General features: G+C 70.4%; 13 protein-coding genes. 3 read left to right on the plus strand and 10 right to left on the minus strand.

Features of this window, described 5'->3' with window-relative positions; genetic code table 11:
* Positions 1–64: 64 nt before the first annotated feature.
* From Q4V64_RS05500 to Q4V64_RS05520, 5 genes are all read right to left on the minus strand, one after another.
* Positions 65–2,692 (minus strand): PA14 domain-containing protein, encoded by a 2,628-nt coding sequence (locus Q4V64_RS05500; RefSeq protein ID WP_253266607.1) that lies wholly within the window; start codon positions 2,690–2,692, stop codon positions 65–67.
* A 142-nt stretch (positions 2,693–2,834) separates the two neighbouring features.
* Entirely contained in the window at positions 2,835–3,335 is a 501-nt protein-coding gene (locus tag Q4V64_RS05505) for an SPW repeat protein (RefSeq protein WP_124436636.1), read from the minus strand.
* 150 nt (positions 3,336–3,485) lie between these two features.
* On the minus strand, positions 3,486–4,706 hold the full coding sequence (gene glgC, locus Q4V64_RS05510; RefSeq protein WP_124436557.1) for a glucose-1-phosphate adenylyltransferase: 1,221 nt from the start codon (positions 4,704–4,706) through the stop codon (positions 3,486–3,488).
* Between the two features lie 101 nt (positions 4,707–4,807).
* Positions 4,808–5,968 (minus strand): glycogen synthase, encoded by a 1,161-nt coding sequence (gene glgA / locus Q4V64_RS05515; protein WP_124436558.1) that lies wholly within the window; start codon positions 5,966–5,968, stop codon positions 4,808–4,810.
* A gap of 38 nt (positions 5,969–6,006) precedes the next feature.
* The gene (locus Q4V64_RS05520; RefSeq protein ID WP_124436559.1) at positions 6,007–6,804 is read right to left on the minus strand and encodes a (2Fe-2S)-binding protein; all 798 of its coding nucleotides are present in this window, start codon (positions 6,802–6,804) and stop codon (positions 6,007–6,009) included.
* A 209-nt stretch (positions 6,805–7,013) separates the two neighbouring features.
* Between Q4V64_RS05520 and Q4V64_RS05525 the strand changes: the two genes are divergently transcribed.
* Positions 7,014–8,183, plus strand: coding sequence for a DMT family transporter (locus Q4V64_RS05525; protein WP_124436560.1), 1,170 nt, complete (start codon positions 7,014–7,016; stop codon positions 8,181–8,183).
* Here the strand turns inward: Q4V64_RS05525 and Q4V64_RS05530 are convergent.
* Positions 8,173–9,408, minus strand: a complete 1,236-nt coding sequence (locus Q4V64_RS05530; RefSeq protein WP_124436561.1) for a transglycosylase family protein — start codon at positions 9,406–9,408, stop codon at positions 8,173–8,175. The two genes, Q4V64_RS05525 and Q4V64_RS05530, sit on opposite strands and share 11 nt — an antisense overlap.
* Before the next feature lie 379 nt (positions 9,409–9,787).
* Between Q4V64_RS05530 and gndA the strand changes: the two genes are divergently transcribed.
* Positions 9,788–11,227 (plus strand): NADP-dependent phosphogluconate dehydrogenase, encoded by a 1,440-nt coding sequence (gene gndA, locus Q4V64_RS05535; protein WP_124436562.1) that lies wholly within the window; start codon positions 9,788–9,790, stop codon positions 11,225–11,227.
* A 619-nt stretch (positions 11,228–11,846) separates the two neighbouring features.
* On the opposite strand, the gene Q4V64_RS05540 is transcribed toward gndA, so the two are convergent.
* Both Q4V64_RS05540 and panD read right to left on the minus strand, forming a co-directional pair.
* Positions 11,847–12,197, minus strand: a complete 351-nt coding sequence (locus Q4V64_RS05540; protein ID WP_124436563.1) for a GNAT family N-acetyltransferase — start codon at positions 12,195–12,197, stop codon at positions 11,847–11,849.
* A 57-nt stretch (positions 12,198–12,254) separates the two neighbouring features.
* Positions 12,255–12,674 carry an aspartate 1-decarboxylase gene (panD, locus tag Q4V64_RS05545; protein WP_124436564.1) on the minus strand — a complete coding sequence of 140 codons (420 nt, stop codon included), beginning with the start codon at positions 12,672–12,674 and terminating at the stop codon, positions 12,255–12,257.
* Positions 12,675–12,893: 219 nt separating this feature from the next.
* Between panD and Q4V64_RS05550 the strand changes: the two genes are divergently transcribed.
* Complete coding sequence (locus tag Q4V64_RS05550) at positions 12,894–13,484, plus strand: hypothetical protein (protein WP_303709066.1); 591 nt, start codon at positions 12,894–12,896, stop codon at positions 13,482–13,484.
* A gap of 41 nt (positions 13,485–13,525) precedes the next feature.
* Here the strand turns inward: Q4V64_RS05550 and Q4V64_RS05555 are convergent, their stop codons facing one another.
* Entirely contained in the window at positions 13,526–15,139 is a 1,614-nt protein-coding gene (locus tag Q4V64_RS05555; protein WP_124436566.1) for a serine/threonine-protein kinase, read from the minus strand.
* A gap of 156 nt (positions 15,140–15,295) precedes the next feature.
* The gene (locus Q4V64_RS05560; protein WP_253266612.1) at positions 15,296–17,242 is read right to left on the minus strand and encodes an ABC transporter ATP-binding protein; all 1,947 of its coding nucleotides are present in this window, start codon (positions 17,240–17,242) and stop codon (positions 15,296–15,298) included.
* Positions 17,243–17,247 lie beyond the last annotated feature (5 nt).

The raw sequence follows: 17,247 nt of genomic DNA on the forward strand, positions 1-17,247 counted from the left end.
TAACACCAGATTAAGTCCCGCCCCCAGCGAAAGGGGCGGGACACATGGGGCAACAGAGGCGAAATCAGCGATCGCGCAGGCCCACCGGGCAGCCCGCCGGCACCACCTGGGAGGCATCCCGGATCAACGACTCGTGTGCGGCCTTCAGCCGCCGCACGTCCGGCTTGAGGATCTTGCGGTCGTAGGTCAGCAACCCGTTCAGCTCACCCTCGACGTCCGAGATCTGGGTGTAGACGGCACCGTTGCTGCCCCGGCAGACCAGGGCCCGCACCTCGTCGAGCTTCGCCAGGTAGTCGTCGGTGTAGGTCGCCGGGTCGACGTCGACGTACGACTGCTGCACGGACCAGGCGTGTCCCGGGACGGCCAGGCCGAGGCCGCCGTACTCGCCGCTGACCAGGGCGCGCCGGCCGTCGGGCCGGGGCGGCAGGGCGGGGCTGGGGTAGCCGTGCTCGTCCATGAGGTCGCCGGCGTTGCCGTCGGCGCCGAGGTTGAGGCCCGACTGGTTGTTGACCAGGCGGGTCGGGTCCCAGGCCTTGGCCTGCTCGGCGACGCGGCCCACGTCGTACTGGCCCCAGCCCTCGTTGAAGGTGACCCACATGACCACCGACGGGCTGCTGATGTGCTCGTCGATCATCTCCTTCATCTCTCGCTCGTACTCCGTACGGGCGGCGGCGCTCGGGTTCACCCCCGCGGTCATCGCGGGCATGTCCTGCCACACCAGCAGGCCCAGCCGGTCGGCCCAGTGGAACCAGCGGTCCGGCTCGACCTTGATGTGCTTGCGGACGGAGTTGAAGCCCAGCTTCTTGTGCGCCTTCAGGTCGTACGCGAGGGCCTCGTCGGTGGGCGCGGTGTGCAGGCCGTCGGGCCAGAAACCCTGGTCGAGGGTGGCCATCAGGAAGATGGGCTCGCCGTTGAGGACCGTGCGCGGGACTCCGTTCACTTGTTCGACGGCGATGGAGCGCATGCCGAAGTAGCTGCCGACGCGGTCGGCGCCGACGGTCACTTTCAGGCCGTAGAGGAAGGGGTCGTCGGGCGACCACAGGCGCGGGTCGTCGATGGTCAGTGTCAGCGGGCCGCCGGTGCGGCCGCGCGCCGTGGCGACCTTCCGCTTCCCGTCGTACGCCGTCGCCGTGATCGGTACGCCGTCACGGACTCCCCTTGCCTCGACGCGCAGTTGGTTCTTCGACAGGTCCGGGGTCAGCTTGAGCGAGTCGACGTGGTCGCGGGCGACCGGTTCCATCCAGACCGTCTGCCAGATCCCGGAGGAGGGCGTGTACCAGATGCCGCTCGGGTCCAGGCGCTGCTTGCCCAGCGGCGGGTTCTCGCCGTTCGCCGCGTCCGTCGGGTCGTGGACGCCGACGATCAGTTCCTGGGCGCGGCCGGGCTTGAGCGCGTCGGTGATGTCGGCGCTGAACTTGTCGTAGCCGCCCTTGTGCTCGGCCACCTTGGTGCCGTTGACGTACACCTCGCTCTGCCAGTCGACGGCGCCGAAGTTGAGCCGCAGCCGCCGGCCGGCGCCGATGCCCCAGTCGGCGGGGACGGTGAAGGCGCGGCGGTACCACATGCGGTCCTCGTGCCGCTCGATGCCGGAGAGCTGGGACTCGACCGGGTACGGGACGAGGACGCGTTCGGCCAGGGTCTTCCCCACGGGCGGCTGCTCGCCCGCCTCGGCCGCGGCGAACTGCCAGCGGCCGTTGAGGTTGCGCCAGGCGTCGCGGGTCAACTGCGGGCGCGGGTATTCGGGGTGGGCGTTGTCCGGGCCCACCTCGTCGGCCCACGGTGTGCGCAGCTGGTACGTGGAGCGGTTGGGGCCGCTGCTCCAGAACGCCTGGACAACGTTGCCGTCGGCGCCGGTGAGTCCGCCGTCGCCGTCGTAGCGGATGTCGGCCGTGCCGCGTGCGGTGCCCGTCTTGTTTCCTACGACGGGTTCGTCGAGGGCGACGAGGAGGGCGCTCGGGTCGGCGGGGTCCGGCCTGGCCGTGCCCAGGGGCCACTTGGCGCCGCCGATCACCGCTTCGAGGTGGTCGGTGAGGCCGGCCGGGGGCGGAGCGAGGCGCTGGGCGAAGTCGAGTTTCAGGGTGCGGCCGTCACCGAGGACCGTGGTCGCGATCGGTCCGTCGTAGTCGAATCCCTCAGGGAGGCGGAACGCCGCCTGCGGGACGGGTTCCTTGCTGCCGCCCGGCTCGGTCCAGCGCAGGTGGAGGTTGGAGCCGCCGTAGTGCTCGAAGTACTCGAGCTTGATGTCGTAGGCCGTACCCGCGGTCAGGTCGATGGGCTGGGCGGTCTGTTCGCGGTCCCAGTCGTCGACCCAGTGGTCGATGGCGAGCTGTCCGCCGATCCAGAGGCGGAAGCCGTTGTCGCCGATGATCGAGAAGGTGTGGGGGCCGGTCCGCTCCGGCACGATCCTGCCGGTCCAGCGGACGCTGACGTCGTCCGGGCGGCCGGTGGCCGCGGCCAGACGCGGCTCCAGGGTGTCGAAGTCGACCGTGGGGTCGAAGGTGGTGGCCTTGAGCTCGTGGAAGTCGAAGGCGCCGGGGGCGGACTGGGTGTAGTACTCGCCCTTCAGGCCGCGGGCCTCGACGGGGTCGTCGGCCAGTGCGGGTGCCGCGGTCAGCCCGGTGAGGCCGAGCAGCGCGGCGAAGAGTAACGCGAGCCGGTCTCTGAGCCGGTTTCTGAGTCGTCCGAAGCGCACGGAATCCTCCATAACAACGTTGTCATGGACAGCAGTTGGCATGACAACACGGATTCCACTGCGCGTCCAGGTCTGGACCGAGGCGTACGGCGGTACCGAGGCGAAGGCGCCTCGGTACCGCCGTATGAACGGTTGCCGGGTCTCAGGAACCGGTGGTTCCTTCGTACGGCGCGGCCCGCTGCTCACCCTCGTACGGCGCGGCGCGCTGACCGCGTTGGCCGCGCTGCCCGCGCGCGCCGACGGCCGCGACGACGCTGGCGGCGATGCCCAGCACAAGGGCGATCACGCCCACGAGGACGTTGGTGACCACGGTCCTCGTGGTGTCGACGTCCCCCGAGATCGCCCACGTCGAAATGATCGTCCATACGCCCAGTGCGCAGCCGGCCCACGCCATGCTGTGCGTGCGTTCGTAAGCCCGGCCGAAGCCGCCGCTCATGAGCAGCGCGTAGGCGATACCTACGATCAGGTTGTTGACGGTCAGGGTCTGAAGGTCGTTGAACCCGACGACCCAGGGAGAGATGGCGAGGAACGTACCCGTGAGCACGGCCAGCGTTTCGATGGCTTGCACAGCCGCAGTGGTCGTGGCGCGCTCCGCCATCTCATGACGATTTCGCATTTCGACGATGTCGGGATGGGTTTCCATCGTCGACCGGGGAGTGGTTGTCACTCCCATCACCTCCTGGGGCTATCGGCGCTCTGTGAACTCCCGGGTACCCATAAGACGAAAATACCAGCATTCTGACATGTCCGGCTAAGTTCGGACATATCTGAGCCATCCCGACTCGCGCCGCCCCTACGAGACCACCTGCCCCTTCCCCAGGGCGATCACCCCGCCCTTGGAGACCGTGTACAGCTCCGAGTCCCGCTCCGGGTTGACGCCGATCGTCGCGCCCGGCGGCACCTCGACGTTCTTGTCGAGGACGGCACCGCGCACCACCGCGCCCCGCCCGATGTGGACGTTGTCGTGCAGCACCGAGCCCTGTACGACGGCTCCCGGGTCGACCAGGACACCCGGCGAGAGCACCGACCGCGTGACCTGGCCCCGGATCAGGCAGCCCGCGCTGATGATGGACTCGCTCGCCATGCCGCCGGCGTTGAAGCGGGCCGGCGAGAGCTGGCCCGAGTGCGTGTAGATGGGCCAGCTGCGGTTGTAGAGGTTGAAGGCGGGGCGTTCGGCGATCAGGTCCATGTGGGCGTCGTAGTACGCGTCGAGCGTGCCGACGTCACGCCAGTAGCCCCGGTCACGGGTGGTCTCTCCGGGGACGTGGTTGGCGCTGAAGTCGTACAGCTGGGCCTCGCCGCGGTCGGTGAGCTGGGGCAGGATCGAACCGCCCATGTCGTGCACGGAGTTCTCGTCCTCGGCATCCCGTTGCAAAGCCTCGATGAGGGCCTTGGTGGTGAAGATGTAGTTGCCCATCGAGGCGAAGACGGACTCGGGGTCGTCGGGCAGACCGGGCGGGTCGGCGGGCTTCTCCAGGAAGGTGTCGACGGTCAGGCCGTCGGAGCCGGGGCTGATCACGCCGAACGACGAGGATTCGGAGCGTGGGACGCGGATTCCCGCCACCGTCACGCCCGCGCCGCTCTCCATGTGCTGGGCGAGCATCTGGCGCGGGTCCATACGGTAGACGTGGTCCGCGCCGAAAACGGCGACGTACTCGGGCCGTTCGTCGTAGATGAGGTTCAGCGACTGCAGGATCGCGTCCGCGCTGCCCAGGTACCAGCGCGGGCCGAGCCGCTGCTGGGCCGGGACCGGGGTCACGTAGTTGCCGAGCAGACTGGACATCCGCCAGGTGGTGGTGATGTGCCGGTCCAGCGAATGCGACTTGTACTGCGTGAGGACGCAGATGCGCAGGACGTCGGCGTTGACGAGGTTGGAAAGTACGAAGTCGACCAGGCGATACGTTCCTCCGAAAGTGACCGCGGGTTTCGCGCGGTCTGTGGTCAGGGGCATCAGGCGCTTGCCTTCCCCGCCCGCCAGTACGATTCCGAGCACCGAAGGTCCGCCACGACGCATGGCCGCTCCTATCAACCAGGTTGATCCATGCCTGCCCTCTGCCCCTGAGCAGGTCGTACTAAGCCTCTCCGAGGATCTCCCTTGCCGTATCCGTTCTGTTTCTACGCCTGCTTGAGGATCTCCTCGTAAAGCCGGACCGTGCGCCGGGCGACCGCGTCCCACCCGAACTCGCCCACGGCGCGCTCCCGTCCGGCCTCGCCCATCCGTCGGGCGGTCTCCGGATCACCGATGACCGCGTCGAGCGCCCGCGCGAGGCTCGTCTCGAAAACCTCGTCGTCCCGGTCCACGGCGACGAGCAGCCCCGTCCTGCCGTCCTCCACGACCTCGGGGATGCCGCCGACCCGGGAGGCCACGACGGGAGTTCCGCAGGCCATCGCCTCCAGATTGACGATGCCGAGGGGTTCGTACACCGACGGGCAGACGAACACGGCCGCATGCGTGAGGAGTTGGATCACCTCGGGACGCGGCAGCATCTGCGGGATCCAGTGCACGCCCTCGCGGACACTGCTGAGTTCCTGGAAGAGGTCGCGGAACTCCTGGTCGATCTCGGGAGTGTCGGGGGCGCCCGCGCACAGCACGACCTGCGCCGCGGGATCGATGTCCCGGACCGCGCGCAGCAGATGGGGCACGCCCTTCTGGCGGGTGATACGGCCGACGAACAGCACGTACGGGCGGGCCCGGTCGAGGCCGATCCGGTCCAGGACGTCGGTGCCGTGGTCGGGCCGGTACAGGCTGGTGTCGATGCCGTTGTGCACGACGTGGACCCTGGCCGGATCCAGCGCCGGATAGCAGGTGAGGATGTCCTCGCGCATGGCCCCGGAGACGGCGATCACCCCGTCGGCGGCCTCGATCGCGGTGCGCTCCGCCCAGCTCGACAGCGCGTATCCGCCGCCGAGTTGCTCGGCCTTCCAGGGGCGCAGAGGCTCCAGGGAGTGAGCGGTCATCACGTGCGGGATGCCGTACAGGAGCTTGCCGAGGTGGCCGGCGAGGTTGGCGTACCAGGTGTGGGAGTGGACCAGTTCGCGGCCTTCGAGACCGGCGGTCATGGCGAGGTCCACGGAGAAGGTGCGCAGCGCGTCGTTGGCGGTGTCCAGCGCCGACCAGGGGCGATGCCGGATCACGCCCTCCGCGCGCCCCTCGCCCCAACAGTGCACGTCCAGGTCGACGAGCGCCCTCAACTCCCGGGCGAGGAACTCGACATGGACGCCCGCGCCGCCGTACACGTCCGGCGGGTACTCCCGGGTCAGCAGTCCCACACGCACCCGGAACCCCCTGTCTCAGCGGCTGCTTGCCTTCATGGTCACCCAGATGTGCCGCGCGGGGAAGAGCGCGGGGGGCGTGTGAAGCAACAGTCACCACAGACGCCCCCGCCGGGCACACGGTAGTAGAGGCAGCAGCTGCGCCGCCGGAAGGCGGTGCCGGTGAGGGTTCCGGCGCCGGCGAGGAGAGGGTGGGCGAGGAGTTCCGTCGCGAGGTCGCGGGCCCGTGCGGCGGCGTCCGTACGGCCGTTCGCCCGCGCCCAGACGTCCACCTGCCGGGCGGCTCCGGCCAGCGCGGAGGCCGCGTTGCCCCACAGCAGGCCCGGCGCGATGCGGTACGCGCCGCACAGCGCCTGCGTCAGTGGCTGAAGGTGACCTTGCAGCACGACGTCCGCGAGGGTCGTGGCGTCGGCGGGCAGCGGTCGTACGGCGGACAGCCACAGGTCGTCGGGGGCGCTGCCGTCGGGGTCCCAGTGCAGCAGCCTCGGGTCGAGGTCGGGCAGCGACTCGTAGAGGACGGCACAGCCGAGCGACACCGACCACAGGCGGGCCGCGAGCCCCTGCTGGGCCACCGAGGCCGCGACCCGCGTCTCGGGGGCGTGGAGGGCGCCCGCGACCTTGTGGACGCGGAACGTCAGGGCGTTTCCGTAAGGATCCGATGCTCCTCCCTCGTAGCCCTCGTAGCCCTCGTGCTTACGTCCCGCGTGGCCCTCATAGACGTGCGCGAGCGTCGGCGGCGATGAGCGCGGTGCTCCTCCCGTACGTAGTACGAAGAAGCCGCCGAGCGGCCGGAGTGCGGCGAGTTCGGAGTCGAGGTCCACGAAGAGCAGTAGTACCAAGGTCAGGAGGGCTGTCCCTCAGGGGATCCACCCCGCCGTCACCCACCCTGGGTAGGACGGCGGGGCGGTCGTACTCCATCGGCAGTAGGACTCATTGCCTGCTCAGGTACGACGACGGGAAGAACTTTTCACGGCATCGTGTTGGCTATGGAAGCCGACCGTTCGTCGCACCGGGGTCACCGCCCCCGCCTCACGCAGAGGAGCAGTAGATGAGTGCCCTCGCGTTGTCCGTGCTGCTGTCACTCGTCTCCGCCGTCGCCTACGCGGCCGGAGCGATCGTGCAGGAGCGCGTCGCGGTGTCCTCCCCCGGTCAGCAGTACGCGCCGCTGCGCCGGCCGATCTGGTGGGCGGCAGTGGCACTGAACGGTCTCGGCGGACTGCTGCACGTGGTGGCACTCGCCTACGGCCCGCTGAGCCTGGTCCAGCCGCTGGGCGCGCTGACCATCGTGTTCGCCCTGCCCATGGCGGCGCTGTTCGTGGGCCGCAAGGCCGGAGCGACCGCGTGGCGGGGCGCGATCATGGCGACGGTGGGCCTGGCCGGTCTGCTGTCGCTGGTGGGCGCGTCCGACGCGCAGTCGCTGGACACCGCCCAGCGGGTGCTAGTCGCCCTGGTCACCACGGGTGCGGTCGTCGCCCTGATGATCGCGGGCCGGGCCGCGCACCGGCACCCCGCCGTGCGCAGCATCCTGCTCGCGACCGCGTCCGGCATAGCCTTCGGCATGTCCTCGGTGTTCACGAAGACGGTCGCCGTCGACTGGACCGGCGGGGTCTCCGCGTCCGACCTGCCGTCCCTGGCCGTCATAGGCGTGCTGGCCACGGCCGGCATGCTGCTGTCGCAGGCCTCCTACCGCGGTGCCGGGCTCGCGGCGCCGCTGGCCACGCTCACGGTCGTGAACCCCGTGGTGGCGGCCGCGGTGGGCCTCACGATGTTCGGCGAAACCTTCCGCTACGGCAGCGCGGGCACCGCGCTCGCGCTGAGCTGCGGTGTGGTCGCGGCGGGCGGCCTGATCCTCCTCACCACGGAGCGGATCGAGCGTACGCACGCCGAGCCCGTGCCGCCGCTGCCGGAAGCGGTGCCTGCCGCGGAGCTGGTCGTACCGCTGCCCGAGCAGCCGGTGAGTGCCGTGCGGGAGGAGGTCCTCGTTCCGGCCCCGACGCCGGCGCCGGTCCCGGAGGTCCTCGTTCCGGCTCCATCGGTGGTACCGGTCCAGACGGTCGCCCTCGTCCCGGCGGCCGTCCCGCCCGCACCGCCGGTCCAGGAGGACGTCCCCGAGGACCGGGAGCCGCCGGAGGCCGCGCCTGCGCACCTCCACGGCCTCATCTACGGCGGCCTGTACGTCCCCGTCCTCGGCCGGCACCGCTCACGCGTCAGATCCTGACGCCGCCGGCCCTCAGGTAGGCCACCGGGTCGATGTCCGTACCGAAGCCGGGCCCCGTCCGCACCTCGAAGTGCAGATGCGGGCCCGAGCTGTTGCCGGTGCTTCCCGAGCGGCCGATGCGCTGCCCGGCGCCCACCGTCTGCCCGGACTTCACCGAGATCGCCGACAGGTGGGCGTACTGGCTGTAGCGGCCGTCGGAGTGCCGGACCACCACCTGATAGCCGAAGGAGCCGCCCCACCCGGCGGTGACGACCTTGCCCGCCGCGACCGACTTCACGGAGGTACCGGTGGGCACGGGGAAGTCGACGCCGGTGTGGTAGCCCTTCGACCAGGACGAACCTGCCTTGTGGTACGGCGTGCCGGTGGCGGCGCTGACCGGGGCGACCAGGGTGTTGCTCTTCGTGGCCTTCTTTTCGGCCTTCTCGGTTTTTTCCGCCTTCTCTGCCTTTTCTGCCTTTTCGGTTTTTTCGGTGCCGGTGCCGGTGCCAGGCTTCTTGGTGGCGGACTTGCCCTTGGCCTGCGTGGGCGTCGTGGCGGAGGCGTCCTGGGCGCGCAGCTTCAGTCGCTGGCCGGGCAGGATCAGGTCGGGGTCCGGACCGATGGTCTGCCGGTTGGCCGCGTAGAGTCCCCGCCAACCGCCCCGGACGCGCTCGGCGTCGGCGATACCGGAGAGCGAGTCGCCGCGCACCACCGTGTACATCTCGGCCTTCCCGGCCCGGGATTGCGGCGTGGTCTGCGGCTGCACGTCCTGTACGGAGGTGCCGCCCGTGTTCTTCGTGCTCTTCTTGGTGCTCTTCTTGGCGGTGTCCTCGGAGGCGCCTGCGGGCTGGATGTCCGGGGTGTCGCCGCCCCGGGTCAGCCCGGCGCGCACCGAGCACACCGGCCAGGCGCCGGGCCCCTGCCCGTCCAGCACCTTCTCCGCCACGGCGATCTGCTGGTCCTTGGTGGCCAGGTCCGCCCGCGGCGCGTACCGCGTGCCGCCGTACGCCTCCCAGGTGGACTGACTGAACTGCAGTCCGCCGTAGTAGCCGTTGCCGGTGTTGATGTCCCAGTCGTTGGTCGACTCGCAAGCGGCGACCTTGTTCCAGGTCTCCACGTCGGCGGCCTGGGCGGCGCCGGTACCGATGAGCGGGATCGCCATACCGGCGCCGCCCGCGGTGACGGTGAGTGAGGCGCGGTTGATCCTGTTCGGCTGATACCGGCGGTGCCGGCCGCGCACGGCCATGGAAAGCCCCCCTCGACATGCGTCAGGAGGGGCAAAAGTAAGCGCCGCGAACAGGCCATGACAAGACAGCAATCGGCCGCTTGGTCACGCCAAGTGGCGCGTATGGAACGCTCCTTGGCCTGATCGGGCGGCGCTCCTCGGCTTGATCGGGGGCGCTCCTCGGCCTGTTCGGGGCGGCTCGCGCTGAGGCGCACGGCCCCTTCCGTGCGTACTCACCCCCGTCGGGTCCGGGTGCGCGACGGGCGTACCGGCACGTCAGGATGGTCCAGGGAGTCCGGGGAGCAATACTGGCGGGCAGCACGACGTTATGCAGGACTCACGACGTTATGCAGGACCTACGCGATCTACCGGATCTTCTGGATCTTTAGGAGCAGGCGGTATGAGCACAACAGCCCAGATCGGCGTCACGGGGCTCGCGGTCATGGGCCGCAACCTCGCCCGCAACTTCGCGCGCAACGGCTACACCGTCGCGGTGCACAACCGGACGGCGTCGCGGACGCACGCCCTGGTGGAGGAGTTCGGGAGCGAGGGCGACTTCATCGCGGCCGAGACCGCAAAGGATTTCGTGGCGGCGCTGGAGCGGCCGCGCCGCCTGGTCGTCATGGTGAAGGCCGGTGAACCGACCGACGCGGTGATCGAGGAGTTCGCGCCGCTGCTGGAGCCCGGCGACATGATCATCGACGGGGGCAACGCGCACTTCGCGGACACCCGGCGCCGCGAGCGCGAACTGCGCGAACGGGGCATCCACTTCGTCGGCATGGGCGTCTCGGGCGGCGAGGAGGGCGCGCTGCACGGGCCGAGCATCATGCCGGGCGGTCCCGTCGAGTCGTACGACTCGCTCGGGCCGATGCTGGAGAAGATCTCCGCCAAGGCGGCGGACGGGACGCCGTGTGTGACGCACGTCGGTCCGGACGGTGCCGGGCACTTCGTGAAGATGGTGCACAACGGCATCGAGTACGCCGACATGCAGCTGATCGGTGAGGCGTACCAGCTGCTGCGGGACGTCGCCGGGTACACGCCCGCCCAGATCGCGGACATCTTCCGCACCTGGAACACGGGCCGGCTCGACTCGTACCTGATCGAGATCACGGCAGAGGTGCTGTCGCACGTGGACGCGGCGACCGGCAAGCCGTTCGTGGACGTGGTGGTGGACCAGGCGGAGCAGAAGGGCACGGGCCGCTGGACCGTCCAGATCGCCCTCGACCTGGGCGTGCCGGTGTCCGGGATCGCGGAGGCGGTCTTCGCCCGCTCCCTGTCCGGGCACGCGGCCCTGCGGGAGGCCTCGCGCGGGCTGGCCGGGCCGAAGGCCCTGCCGCTGACCGAGACCGAGGCCGGTGCCTTCGCCGACCGGGTGGAGCAGGCGCTGTACGCCTCGAAGATCGTGTCGTACACGCAGGGCTTCCACGAGATCGCCGCGGGCAGCGAGGAGTACGGCTGGGACATCGACCTGGGCGCCGTCTCCGCGATCTGGCGCGGCGGCTGCATCATCCGCGCGGCCTTCCTGGACCGCATCCGCGCCGCGTACGACACCCGGCCGGATCTGCCGAGCCTGCTGTCCGACGAGACGTTCGCGCAGGAGATCGCGGCGGCGCAGGACGACTGGCGCGAGGTCCTGATCGCGGCCACCCGCCAGGGCGTCCCGACCCCGGGCTTCGCAGCGGCCCTCGCGTACTACGACGCCCTGCGCGCCGAGCGGCTGCCCGCCGCGCTGACGCAGGGACAGCGCGACTTCTTCGGCGCACACACCTATCGGCGGACCGACCGGGACGGCTCGTTCCACACGCTGTGGGGTGGGGACCGGTCGGAGGTTTCCGCGTAGGCGGGGACACGGCGCCGGCTCAGGAGCTTGACGCGGCGGTGGGCGACCTTGGTCGTCCACCGCCGTTGTGTCGCGGTGCAGCGGCACGGACCCGGCGAGCGGCCCGGCTCTCAGGCGGGCCCGGCTGCCCGCCTCAGGACAGCGGAGGTCCCGGTTCCGGGTTCGGGACCGGCTCCGGGCCCGGTGGGATCGGGGACGGGGAGGGCTCGGGGCCCGGTGGGATCGGGGACGGGGAGGGCTCGGGGGTCGGGCGCGGACCCGGAGGCGGGGACGGCGTCGGCTGTGGCGGCGGCGTCGGCTCCGGTGGGGGTTCCGGGGTCGGGACCGGGTCGGGGTGCGGCTGCGGACGCTGGGGATCCGGGTCCGGTGCGGGCCCCGGCCCGGGTCCCGGCGTGGGTCCGGGCTGAACAGGGTCGGGGTAGGGGTTCGTCATGACGTCCTCCGGCCAGTCGGTCGACGTAGGCTCTGGACTACTCCCACGCGTACCCGACGGCGGCCCCAGCACTCACTCCCCCGCGTGAACCGCCTGGCCCGGGTGGGCTTGTCGGCGTGCCGCGTCCGCGGTACGGCGCCCGCCTCCTCGATCAGGGACACGGCCGGCTCAGCAGTCGTACGGCTGTCAGAACCGGTCAGGATGCTCCGCGAGCCAGTCCTTCGCCGCCCGCAGCAGCTCCGGGTCGGCCGCCGGGGCCTCGGCGGGGTGGCGCTCGGCCCACTTGACGACGTACGGGCACAGCGGCGCCACGGCGATGCCCTCGCGTTCGGCCGTTGCGTACAGCTCGCGCGCCAGCGAGCCCGCGATGCCCTTCCCCTCGTGGGCCGGTTCGACGATCGTGTGCACGGGGACGAGCGCGCCCTCGGGTGATGCCAGGACGAAGTACTCGATGCGGCCGACGACTTCGCCGCCGCCGATCGCCTCCAGGCGGCCCGCCGCCCGGTCGTCGCGGATCTCGATGTCGCTGTCACTCATGGGCACGCTCCTGATCCGTACGCACGAGGTCGGTGGTCAGGTGTCAGGGCTCAGGGGTCAGGCCGGCACCGACTGCGGGCTGCGCTGCTGGTCCGAGCCCGGCACCGGCTCGGACGGGTCGGCGCCCAGGGCCACGATGCGGTTGCCGTGGTCGACGTGCACGACCCGCGGCTTCAGCGCCCGTGCCTCGGCGTCGGTCACCTGCGCGTAACTGACGATGATCACCAGATCGCCGGGGTGGACGAGGTGGGCCGCGGCGCCGTTGATCCCGACGACACCCGAGCCCCGCTCGCCCTCGATGACGTACGTCTCCAGGCGGGCGCCGTTGGTGATGTCCACGATGTGCACGAGCTCGCCGGGCAGCAGGTCGGCGGCGTCGAGCAGGTCGGCGTCGATGGTCACCGATCCCACGTAGTGCAGGTCGGCCTGGGTGACGGTGGCGCGGTGGATCTTGGACTTGAACAGAGTACGCAGCATTCAGCACTCCCTGAATTCGCTCCCTGCCTGCTTTTTGCAGGTCAAGGGCTGTTTGCTCACCCTACAACGGCTCGCTCTCCGGTCAATACCAACCACTCATAGTCGGATTCGTGGGCTGCGCTCCCCGCGCCAAACACGGGTCCCGATCCATCCTCACCTGGCATTATGAGGGGCGAACGGAGATCCACCCGTTCTGTGTCGCAGTGGGGGCGAGAGGTAGTGCCACATCAGAATGACGATCTGCAGGCCCTTCACCAGCAGGGCTGGGAGGCCGCGTGTTCTCTCCACCGGCACCTGAGCAGCGGAGGACAGTTGGCCCCGATCGCCACTCCAGGCGTGCTGCTCGAAGCGGGTGAGATCGCATACGGTGACGTATCGGCGCACTACGCGCGCTTTTATGCCACGAACGTGACCTACAACCAGCGCTCGGGCTTCTACTTCGGGTCACCGATGTTCGTCGCCGCCGGGCTGGTCGGGGACGCGGTCGTCAACAACAGCGCCCGCAACCGGGCGCAGGCGATGGCTCAGGCGCAATGGCGCGACTTCTCCCCCTGCCGCGCGATCCTCACCGACCGTCGCATGCTGCTGCACGTCGCTGCCGAGAACCGTTGGGTGACGCTGCGGCACCACGAGATCATCAGCTTTCTCCCCGTGATCGACCAGTGGGCGCTGTTCACCGACTACCAGCAGTGGGAGCCGATGCGGTTGGCCGGGCCGACCGTGCCATGGTTCACCGCCGCGACGATCTCCGTGCTCAACCGGGGCCGGTCCGAGTACCAGCAGCTTCCTCCACTGCCTCTGCCGGACTGATCCCCGCATTGTCCAGAACCTGGACACTTACGCTCTGTTGGTCACTTGCTGCGCTGCAGCGTTCCGGTGTCCTCCGCGCTCTTCACCTTGTAGCGCAGACTGCCGTCGTCCAAGGGGGTCAGGACGACGTCGACCTCGTCGACGCAGTTCCACGGACTGCTCTCCTTGGTGATTTCCTCTCGGACCTGTACCGAATGTCCGGTGTCCATGGTGAGGATCCATCGGCCACTGCACTCCAGCGACGGGTACTCGACGGTGGCCACCTGGTCGCCGATCTTCCCGCCCGTGTAGTTCGCCTTGATCGAGTAGAGATCGCCGTCCGACTCGCGCACGTTACCGGTCCACTTGCCCTTGTAGTCGGCAGGGGACGCCTTCGGGGACTTCGTAGCCGAAGCCGCCCCGGAAGCCCCCTGGTTCTCGTTCCCTTTGAGGCCGGGAAGTGCCACGGCCAGGACGATGGCGAGTACGGCGATGGCGGCCACGGTGAGCAGCACGGCGCCGACCCGGCTCTTGCGGCGGCCGCCCGGCTGGAAGCCGCCCGGTACGGGCGGCATCGGCGGTGTGGTCACCGTTATCCGTGGTGTCGGCATCTGCGGCATGGGTGTCGGCGTCGGCGTGGGTACCGGGGGCATCGGTGCCGGCGTCGGAGTGCCCGGCGGCGGAGACGGGACATTCCCGCCCAGCACGGTCGGCAGGGCGTGCACGTCGTCCCCGCCCCTGCCCGCGGCCGGATTGTCAACCTGGGTCGGCGGCGGCGGCCCCTCGAGGTCGAGGAGACTGGAGGCGTGCCGGCCGAGCTCCGCTACCAGGGCGCCCGGAAGCCACGCGTCCGAGGTGGCGTCCGCCGTGACCGCCTCTGCCGTCGCCACGATCTCGGCCAGCGGAATCCGGTCCTCGGGCCGCTTGGCGAGGCACCGCCCCACGAACTCGGCCAGCGGCTCGGGCATCCCCTCCAGGTCCGGGTCGTCCTCGGTCACCCGCAGCATGATCGCGTGGACGCCGCTGTCCGGGCCACCGAATGCCTGTCGGCCCGTAGCGGCGAACACCAGCACCAGGCCGAGGCTGAACACGTCGCTCAGCCCGGTGATCTCGCTGCCCAGGATCTGCTCGGGCGACATGTACCCCGGAGAGCCGACCATCGCACCCGTGCGGGTCAGCACGCTGGAGTCCGCCGCGCGGGCGACACCGAAGTCGATCACCCGGGGACCATTGATCGTCAGCATGACGTTCGACGGCTTCAGGTCCCGGTGCACCAGCCCGCAGCCGTGGATGCTCTGCAGCGCACGCGCCAGACCGGCGGCCAGGTGCCACACCGACCGCTCCGGCAGCGGCCCGCAGATCTCGGTCACCGCCTGGTGGAGTGTGGGGCCGGCGACGTACCCGGTGGCGACCCAGGGCGTGTCCGCCTCGGTGTCGGCGTCCAGGACCGGAGCCGTCCACTCCCCGCCCACCCGCCGCGCCGCGGCCACCTCCGCGCGGAACCGGCGGCGGAACTCCGCGTCGTACGCCAACTGCGGATGGACCAGCTTCACGGCGACCGTGCGCCCCCGCTGCGACCGCCCGAGGAACACCTGCCCCATGCCCCCGGCCCCGAGCCGTCGGAGCAATCGGTAGTCCCCGACCTGCGTGGGATCGCCGGGCCGCAAGTTCTCCATGATCGTTTCGTCCCCCTGTTTCCCTCGTTCGAGGGCTCGAACTGTCCCGCGCTGAGTGATATGGACCGTTGTGCACCCGGCATCGCCTCAGCGTGGCACTACAGCCCGACGCTCATTACAACATCACCGGTTGCGTCTGCGGGCGTCACAGGTGGATCACGCCGCGATCGAGCGACCGTCGGCGGGCGGAGGAACCGTCTCACCCGTCGCCTCACCCGTCGCCTTCTCCTGCCCCGTCGTCTCCCCGGCCCGCTGCGCGAACTGCGTCCGGTACAGCTGCGCGTACCGTCCGCCGAGGGCCAGCAGGTCCTCGTGCGTGCCGCGTTCCACGATCCGGCCGGACTCGACGACCAGGATCAGGTCCGCCGCACGCACCGTGGACAGCCGGTGCGCGATCACGATCGCCGTCCGGCCCTGAAGTGCCTCGGTGAGCGCCTCCTGGACGGCGGCCTCCGAGGTGTTGTCCAGGTGGGCGGTGGCCTCGTCGAGGATGACGACGCGCTGGCGGGCCAGCAGCAGGCGGGCGATGGTCATGCGCTGGCGTTCCCCGCCGGAGAGCCGGTAGCCGCGCTCGCCGACCACCGTGTCGAGGCCGTCGGGCAGGGAGCGTACGAGATCGTCCAGGCGGGAGCGGCGCAGGGCGTCCCACAGGTCGTCCTCGCTCGCGCCGGGGCGGGCCAGGAGGAGGTTCGCGCGGACGGTGTCGTGGAAGAGGTGGCCGTCCTGGGTGACCATGCCGAGGGTGCCGCGCAGTGAGGCGGCGCTCAGGTCGCGGACGTCGACGCCGCCGACGCGGACGGCGCCCTCGTCGACGTCGTACAGCCGCGGCAGCAGCTGCGCGACCGTCGACTTGCCGGCGCCGGAGGAGCCGACGAGCGCGACCGTCTGCCCGGGTTCGGCACGGAAGGAGACGCCGTGCAGGACCTCGGCGCCGCCCCGCGTGTCGAGCGACGCCACCTCCTCAAGGGAGGCCAGGGAGACCTTGTCGGCGGACGGGTAGCCGAAGCGGACGTGGTCGAACTCGACGGAGACCGGGCCGTCGGGGACCTCGCGGGCGTCCGGTTTCTCCTCGATGAGCGGCTCGAGGTCCAGTACTTCGAAGACCCGCTCGAAGCTGACGAGGGCGCTCATCACCTCGACGCGGGCGCCCGCGAGAGCGGTCAGCGGGGCGTACAGGCGGGTCAGGAGCAGCGCCAGGGCCACGACGGCGCCCGCGTCCAGAGTGCCGCGCAGGGCGAACCAGCCGCCAAGGCCGTAGACCAGGGCCAGCGCGAGGGCCGACACGAGGGTGAGCGCGGTGATGAAGACGGACTGGGCCACGGCGGTGCGTACGCCGATGTCCCGCACGCGGCGGGCGCGGGCCGCGAACTCCTCGGACTCCTCCTCCGGGCGGCCGAAGAGCTTGACCAGGGTGGCGCCGGGTGCGGAGAAACGCTCGGTCATCCGGGTGCCCATCGCCGCGTTCAGCGTCGCCGCCTCCCGCTGCATGCGGGCCATCCGCCTGCCCATGCGCCGGGCCGGGATCACGAACACCGGCAGCAGCACCAGTGCGAGCAGCGTGATCTGCCAGGAGAGGGTGAGCATGACGGCGAGGGTGAGCAGCAGCGTGACCAGGTTGCTGACCACTCCGGACAGGGTGTTGCTGAAGGCCCGCTGGGCGCCGATGACGTCGTTGTTGAGACGGGAGACGAGCGCTCCCGTACGAGTGCGTGTGAAGAACGCGACCGGCATCCGCTGGACATGATCGAACACCGCCGTCCGCAGATCGAGGATGAGCTCCTCCCCCAGCGTCGCCGACAGCCGTCTGCCGAGGATGCCGAGGGCCGCCTCCGCGACCGCGATGAGGGCGATGAGCAGGGCCAGCCGTACGACCCTGCCCTCGTCGTCGCCCGACACGATCGCGTCCACGACATTTCCGGCGAGGACGGGCGTGGCGACGGCGAGCATCGCGGTCAACACGCCGAGCACCACGAAGTACGCCATGCGGCGGCGGTGCGGGCGGGCGAACGTGCCGATGCGGCGCAGTGTGGCGCGGGCGAAGGGGCGGCGGTCCTGCTCGGCGTTCATGACACTGTGCAGCTGTGTCCAGGCTGTGGTCTCCATACTCA

The organism is Streptomyces sp. NL15-2K (assembly GCF_030551255.1).
Taxonomy (GTDB): Bacteria; Actinomycetota; Actinomycetes; order Streptomycetales; family Streptomycetaceae; genus Streptomyces.